The 6,496-nt window shown below is 68.5% G+C and carries 6 protein-coding genes; all 6 read left to right on the top strand.

Going from position 1 to position 6,496, the window contains the following annotated elements:
• Window positions 1-39 precede the first annotated feature (39 nt).
• Window positions 40-1,224, top strand: coding sequence for a spermidine/putrescine ABC transporter substrate-binding protein (locus tag AB0A95_RS27490; protein WP_357558626.1), 1,185 nt, complete (start codon window positions 40-42; stop codon window positions 1,222-1,224).
• A gap of 5 nt (window positions 1,225-1,229) precedes the next feature.
• On the top strand, window positions 1,230-2,381 hold the full coding sequence (locus AB0A95_RS27495; protein ID WP_357558627.1) for an ABC transporter ATP-binding protein: 1,152 nt from the start codon (window positions 1,230-1,232) through the stop codon (window positions 2,379-2,381).
• Between the two features lie 44 nt (window positions 2,382-2,425).
• Window positions 2,426-3,292 carry an ABC transporter permease gene (locus AB0A95_RS27500; RefSeq protein WP_357558628.1) on the top strand — a complete coding sequence of 289 codons (867 nt, stop codon included), beginning with the start codon at window positions 2,426-2,428 and terminating at the stop codon, window positions 3,290-3,292.
• A complete protein-coding gene (locus AB0A95_RS27505) occupies window positions 3,289-4,074 on the top strand; it encodes an ABC transporter permease (protein WP_357558629.1) in 786 nt (261 codons plus the stop codon). The genes AB0A95_RS27500 and AB0A95_RS27505 overlap by 4 nt, the downstream gene beginning before the upstream one ends.
• A gap of 272 nt (window positions 4,075-4,346) precedes the next feature.
• A complete protein-coding gene (locus AB0A95_RS27510; protein WP_357558630.1) occupies window positions 4,347-5,189 on the top strand; it encodes a G5 domain-containing protein in 843 nt (280 codons plus the stop codon).
• Between the two features lie 239 nt (window positions 5,190-5,428).
• Entirely contained in the window at window positions 5,429-6,280 is an 852-nt protein-coding gene (locus tag AB0A95_RS27515; RefSeq protein ID WP_357558631.1) for a type IV toxin-antitoxin system AbiEi family antitoxin domain-containing protein, read from the top strand.
• Window positions 6,281-6,496: the final 216 nt, after the last annotated feature.

A 6,496-nucleotide genomic window follows, 5' to 3' on the forward strand; every position in this document is an offset into this window, starting at 1 on the left:
CGTGTCAGTCGTCCACGGCGCCGACCCTGAGGAAAACTGATGCGTGCTCCCCTCCGGCCCCTTTCCCGGCGTGGACTACTCAGGGGCACTCTCGGTTCGGCAGCCCTGCTCGCCGTGGGCGGCGGTCTTGCCGGCTGCGGCACCGAGGGCGCCCGACAGACCGAGGCCGGCTGCGTCAGCGAGGACCTCTCCGGCACCGAGAAGAAGCTGGCGTTCTCCAACTGGCCGCAGTACCTGGATGTGGACGACGAGGACGAGTCCAAGCGGCCCAGCCTGGACGAGTTCGGGCGGAAGACCGGCATCCAGGTCACCTACACCGAGGACATCAACGACAACAACGAGTTCTTCGGCAAGGTGCAGCACCAGCTCGCCGCCTGCCAGAGCACCGACCGGGACATCATCGTGCTGAGCGACTGGATGGCGGCCCGGATGAGCCGGCTCGGCTGGATCCAGCAGCTCGACCCGGCGAAGATCCCGAACGTGCGGGCCAACCTGCTGCCGTCGCTGCTCAACCACTCCTTCGACACCGACAACCGGCTCTCCGTCCCGTGGCAGGCCGGCCTCGCCGGGTTGGCGTACAACGGTGACGTCACAGGGGAACTGCGTACTGTCGACGAGCTGCTGACCCGCCCCGACCTGAAGGGTCGGGTGTCGGCGCTCAGCGAGATGCGCGACACGATGGGCCTGCTGATGCAGTCCAACGGGCACGATCCGGCCAACTTCACCACCGCCCAGTTCGACGACGCGCTCACCAAGCTCAAGAAGGCCGTCGACTCCGGGCAGATCCGCAGGTTCACCGGCAACGACTACGCACCCGACCTGGCCAAGGGCGACATCGCCGCGTGCATCGGCTGGTCCGGGGATGTCATCCAACTCTCCGGCGCGAACGAGAAGGTGCGGTTCGTCGCGCCCGACTCCGGCGTGCTGCTCTACAGCGACAACATGATGGTGCCGATCCGGGCCACCCACAAGGCGAACGCCGAGCAGCTCATCAACTACTACTACGAGCCGGCCGTCGCCGCGAGGCTGGCCGCGTACGTCAACTACATCTGCCCGGTCAAGGGCGCGCAGGCCGAAATGGAGAAGATCGACAGCGAGTTGGCCGCCAACCCGCTGATCTTCCCCGACGACGCGCTGCTGTCGAAGGCCACGACGTTCATGGTCCTGGACACCAAGCAGGAGAAGGAGTACGAGAGCAAGTTCCAGCAGGTCATCGGGGCGTGACGGGGATGGCCCGCGAGACACCCGCCGGCGACCTGCGCCTGGCCAACCTCACCAAGCGATTCGGCAGTGTCACCGCCGTCGACGGCCTCAACCTGAGCGTCGGGCAGGGCTCGTTCTTCGCGCTGCTCGGCCCGTCCGGCTGCGGCAAGACCACCACACTGCGGATGATCGCCGGCCTGGAGGAGCCGACAAGCGGCCAGGTGCTGCTCGGTGACCGGGACGTCACCCGGCTGCGACCGTACCGGCGGCCGGTCAACACCGTCTTCCAGAGCTACGCGCTCTTCCCGCACCTCACCGTCTTCGAGAACGTGGCCTTCGGGCTGCGTCGACGCGGCCTCCGCTCGGTCGACGGCGAGGTGCACCGGATGCTGTCGCTGGTGCAGCTCGACGGCTACGGCAAGCGCCGACCGGCCCAGCTCTCCGGCGGCCAGCAACAGCGGGTCGCGCTGGCCCGCGCCCTGGTCAACCGGCCGCAGGTGCTGCTGCTCGACGAGCCGCTCGGCGCTCTCGACCTGAAGCTGCGCCGGCAGATGCAGATCGAGCTGAAGCGCATCCAGGCCGAGGTCGGCATCACCTTCGTACACGTCACCCACGACCAGGAGGAGGCCCTGACCATGGCCGACACCGTCGCGGTGCTGAACGCGGGTCGGATCGAGCAGCAGGGCGTGCCGGCCGACCTCTACGAGTTCCCCGCCACCGCGTTCGTGGCGAGCTTCCTCGGCCAGTCCAACCTGCTCGCCGCCGAGGCCACCGGCGCCAGCGGCGGCGACGTCGCGGTGACGGCGCACGGCACGCGCTTCTCGGTGCCCGCCGGCCGGGCACGGTCCGACCGCGGTCCGGTCCACCTGGGGGTACGCCCCGAGAAGCTGACTCTGGTCGGCTCCGCCGACCAGGTGCCCGTGGGGCACCAACACGTCACCGGGGTGGTCAGCGACGCCTCCTACGTGGGGGTCAGCACGCAGTACCTGCTGCGTACCGACTGGGGCGGCGAGCTGGCGGTGTTCGTGGCGAACAGCGCGACGTCGACGCGGTTCGCGGTCGGCGGTGCGGCCGTCGCGTACTGGGATCCCCGGCACGCGTTCCTGCTGCCCCGGGGGGCCGCGAGCGTCGACCGGACGTCGCCGGTGCTCGACGAGCCGGTGAGCGCGTCGTCGTGACCCTTCCGGCTCCCAGCGGCTCGGGGCAGGCAGCGCCTGCGGCTGTGGCACCGGCAGCCCGTTCCGGGAGGCGCCGGCTGCTGCCGTACCTCCTGGTGTTGCCCGGTGTGGCCTGGCTGGTGGTCTTCTTCGGGGTGCCGCTGGCGCAGCTCGCGGCGGCCAGCCTGTACGACCCCGACGGCTCGCTGTCCACCGGTTACGCGATGAGCTGGGCGGTCGGCAACTACCCGGACGTGGTGCGGGCGTACTGGCCGCAGTTCCTGCGCTCGTTCGGCTACGCCGGGCTGGCCCTGGTGCTGGCGCTGCTGCTGGGCTACCCGCTGGCCTACGCGATCGCGCGGAAGGCCGGGCGGTGGAAGAACCTGCTGTTGGTCTGCGTGGTCGCGCCGATGTTCACCAGTTTTCTGGTCCGCACGCTGGCGTGGAAGACCATCCTGTCGGACAACGGCCCGCTGGTCGGCCTGCTGCGCGACGTGCACCTGCTCGCACCGGACGGCCGACTGCTGGCCACGCCGTTCGCGGTGGTGCTCGGCCTGACGTACAACTTCCTGCCGTTTCTGGTGCTGCCGCTGTACGCGAGCCTGGAGCGGCTCGACCACCGGCTGCTGGAAGCGGCCGGCGACCTGTACGCGAGCGGGACGCAGACGTTCCGCCGGGTGACCCTGCCGTTGTCCCGGCCCGGCCTGGTCGCCGGCATGCTGCTGTTCTTCATCCCGGCCAGCGGCGACTACATCAACGCCGAACTGCTCGGCACACCCAACGAGTACATGATCGGCAACGTGATCGACTCGGCGTTCCTGGTCCGGCTGGACTACCCGCAGGGCGCCGCGCTGTCGTTCCTGCTGCTGGCGGCGATCCTCGCGGTCGTCTGCGGTCACCTGCGCCGGGCCAGCACGGGGGAGGTGTCGTGAGAATCTCCCGATGGCTGGCCGACCGCTGGGTGCTGATCGTGGCGCTGCTGGTGCTCGGCTATCTGGCGCTGCCGATCCTGGTGGTGGCGGGGCTGTCCGTCAACCGGCCGTCGAGTCGACTGTCGTACGACTTCAACGAGTTCACACTGGACAACTGGCGACGGCCCTGCGCCACCTCGGACATGTGCGACGCCGTGCTGCGCAGCGTACGGATCGGTTTCCTCGCCACGGTGATCGCCACCGTGTTGGGCAGCCTGCTGGCGTTCGCGCTGGTCCGGCACCGTCCGCGCGGTCGATCGGGCATCAACATGCTGATCTTCCTGTCGATGGCCACCCCGGAGCTGGTGATGGGCACGTCGCTGCTGGCGCTCTTCGTGTCGGCCGGGGTGCCGCAGGGCTTCTGGACAGTCGTGATCGCACACGTGACGTTCTGCGTGTCGTTCGTGGTGGTCACCGTGAAGGCGCGGCTGGCCGGGATGGACCGGCGGCTGGAGGAGGCGGCCATGGACCTCTACGCCAACGAGTGGCAGACCTTCCGGACGATCACCCTGCCGCTGGTGCTGCCCGGCATCGTGGCCGCCGCGCTGTTGGCCTTCTCGCTGAGCTTCGACGACTTCATCGTCACGAACTTCAACGCCGGCACCACAGTCACGTTCCCGATGTACGTCTGGGGCGCCGCCCAGCGAGGAATCCCCCCACAGGTAAACGTCATCGGCACGGCGATGTTCGCGATCGCGCTGCTGCTGGCCGGCCTCACCTCGCTGCGCTCTCGCCGCCGCTGACCGGTGCGCTGACGGCATCTCGACACAACCTCCGTCGGCCTCGGCCGTTCCCTGTAGGACCCTGCGGATGAGTCCGGTACATAGAGGTTTGCACCTCTTGATGGCAGGTGCAGCCGCACTATCGGCCCCGTCGGGCCCGACACGAAGGTTGCCGCAGTTTGCCGGTTGGTCGCCGGAGGGCCGCCCACCGATCGTCCACGGACAGCGAATGGCGCGGGTGATCGTCACGATGGCGGATATTGCAGCGAGTATTTGAGACGACACTCATCGCCGTGACGACGCAACCACCGCAGAACCCTGGGCCGCACCCGCCGCCGTTCGCCCCGGCGCCCCGACCGAACTGGTTCCGCCGGGCCAGCCCGGGCCGTCGAGTGGCCGTGATCCTCGGCTCGGTAGCCCTCTCGTTCCTGCTGCTCTGCTGCACCGGTAGTGCCATCGTCGGCGCGCTGACCGACGAAACGAAGCGCACCCGTACCGGCACCTCTGCCGAGGAGCCGCAGCAACCCATCGTGGCGGCATCCGCCGAGTCGACCGAGGCCACCGACGCGCAGGTCGCGTCGCCGATCGCCGACCCGTCTGCCACGCCTGTCGCGCCCGGTACTGCGACTTCGTCCGGTGCTGCACCCTCGTCCGGAGCGGCGCGACCGTCTGGTGCGGGACCCTCGTCCGCTGCGGCGCCCTCGTCCGGTGCGGGGCCCTCGCCGGTGGTGCGGGTGAGGACTGTCACTGAGCAGAGCGTGATCAGGCACGGTGCGCAGACCGTCAAGGATTCATCGCTGGCCGAGGGCAAGCGGGTGGTCCGGACCAAGGGTGTGGACGGCGTACGAACGCTGACCTACCAGGTGACCACCACGGACGGGGTTCAGACGGGCCGGAAGTTGGTCAAGTCCACGGTTACGAAGCAGCCGGTAACCGAGGTTGTCGCTGTCGGAACCAAGAAGCCACAGTCGTCGAATTGCGACCCGAACTACAGCGGCTGCGTCCCGATCGCCAGCGACGTCGACTGCGCCGGCGGCAGCGGAAACGGCCCGGCCTACGTCAGCGGGCCCATCCGGGTGGTCGGCAACGACATCTACGACCTGGACCGCGACGGCGACGGCACCGCCTGTGACTAACCCGCCCCCGCCCCCGCCCCCGCCCCTGAGCGGCGTCGATCATGGAGTTGTGGTGGCCGGGAAGCGCAGGTTTGAGGCTTCTGTCCGGCACCACAATTCCATGATCGGCCGAGGTGGCGGACTGGTGCGCATAGCACCGTGGGAGGTGCTTCGGGGGTTGTGCACAGGGCCTGTAGTTATCCACAGGTTGCTGGGTTGGGGTCGAGGGTTGGCGACTTGTTGGTGCAGATTCCTGCGGCATGACAGAGCGTTTGTATCGCTACTCGGAGTTACTTTCCGCCGGTCTTAGTCGGGAGCAAGTGCGTAGGCTGGCCGAGCGGTCCCGCCTGCACCGGATGTCGCGCAGCATCTACGCGCCGTCGGCCGATCAGGCTGGACGCCTGCCAGCGATCTTCCGACGGCTACCCGCCACTGCTGTCGTCGGCTTCCACACCGGCGCACAACTGCATGGCTTCGGCGACGCTCGCACAACCGACGTGCACGTGCTCGTGCCGGCAGGGGAGAACGTCCCGCGTATTCGGGGCGTCGTCACTCACGAGACGGTACTGCCGGTGCGCGACCCGGTGCTGCTGGCCGGGGTGCCCTGTGCGCCCGCCTCCAGGTGCGCGGTGGACCTGGCGCGGTCCTTGCACCGGATGGCAGTGCTGCCGCTGCTGGACCTTTGTCTCCGCGTAGGTGCCTGCCAGCCCGAGGAGCTTTGGGCCGAGGTCGATCGACACAGGCGTCTGCGTGGAGTCTGTCAGGCGCGTGATCTCGTGCCCCGCGCCGATCCCCGGGCAGAGTGCCGGCAGGAGAGCCAACTCCGGCTGGTACTCATAGACGGCGGCCTGCCCCCGCCGGAGCCGCAGCTTTGGGTCCCAGACAGAAACGGGATACCGCTCTACCGCCTCGACCTTGGTTACCGGCAACACCGCGTCGGTGTCGAGTACGACGGTTCGTCCCACCTGGACCGCGTCCGACTCCGGCACGATCGCTCTCGAATGAACTGGCTCGCCGCCAATGGCTGGCACATGCGCCACTTCACCGACCTGGACCTCTACCGGCGCCCCGCCCACATCATCAAAACGCTGATCCCGCTCCTGGCGCCCTAGCCAAACCCAACACGAGCGACTCACGCCCCCTTCCCCCGTCGATCATGCAGTTGTGGTGCCTCTCAAACGGTGCAATAAAGACCCAACGCCCACCACAACTCCATGATCGACGGGGCGGGGCGGGGCTGTCTCGCTAACGGTGTTTCCGGCGATCTTGGTTAGTAGGTTTCAGCGGCTGGGAAGCGGTCGCTGAAGGTGATGGCGAAGGCGTTCAAC

Origin of the sequence: Micromonospora sp. NPDC049230 (assembly GCF_040647875.1) — a bacterium.
Lineage (GTDB): Bacteria > Actinomycetota > Actinomycetes > Mycobacteriales > Micromonosporaceae > Micromonospora.

Coding starts and splice junctions, on each gene's coding strand:
- AB0A95_RS27490 (WP_357558626.1), top strand. CDS start 40: ATGCGTGCTCCCCTCCGGCCCCTTTCCCGGCGTGGACTACTCAGGGGC.
- AB0A95_RS27495 (WP_357558627.1), top strand. CDS start 1,230: ATGGCCCGCGAGACACCCGCCGGCGACCTGCGCCTGGCCAACCTCACC.
- AB0A95_RS27515 (WP_357558631.1), top strand. CDS start 5,429: ATGACAGAGCGTTTGTATCGCTACTCGGAGTTACTTTCCGCCGGTCTT.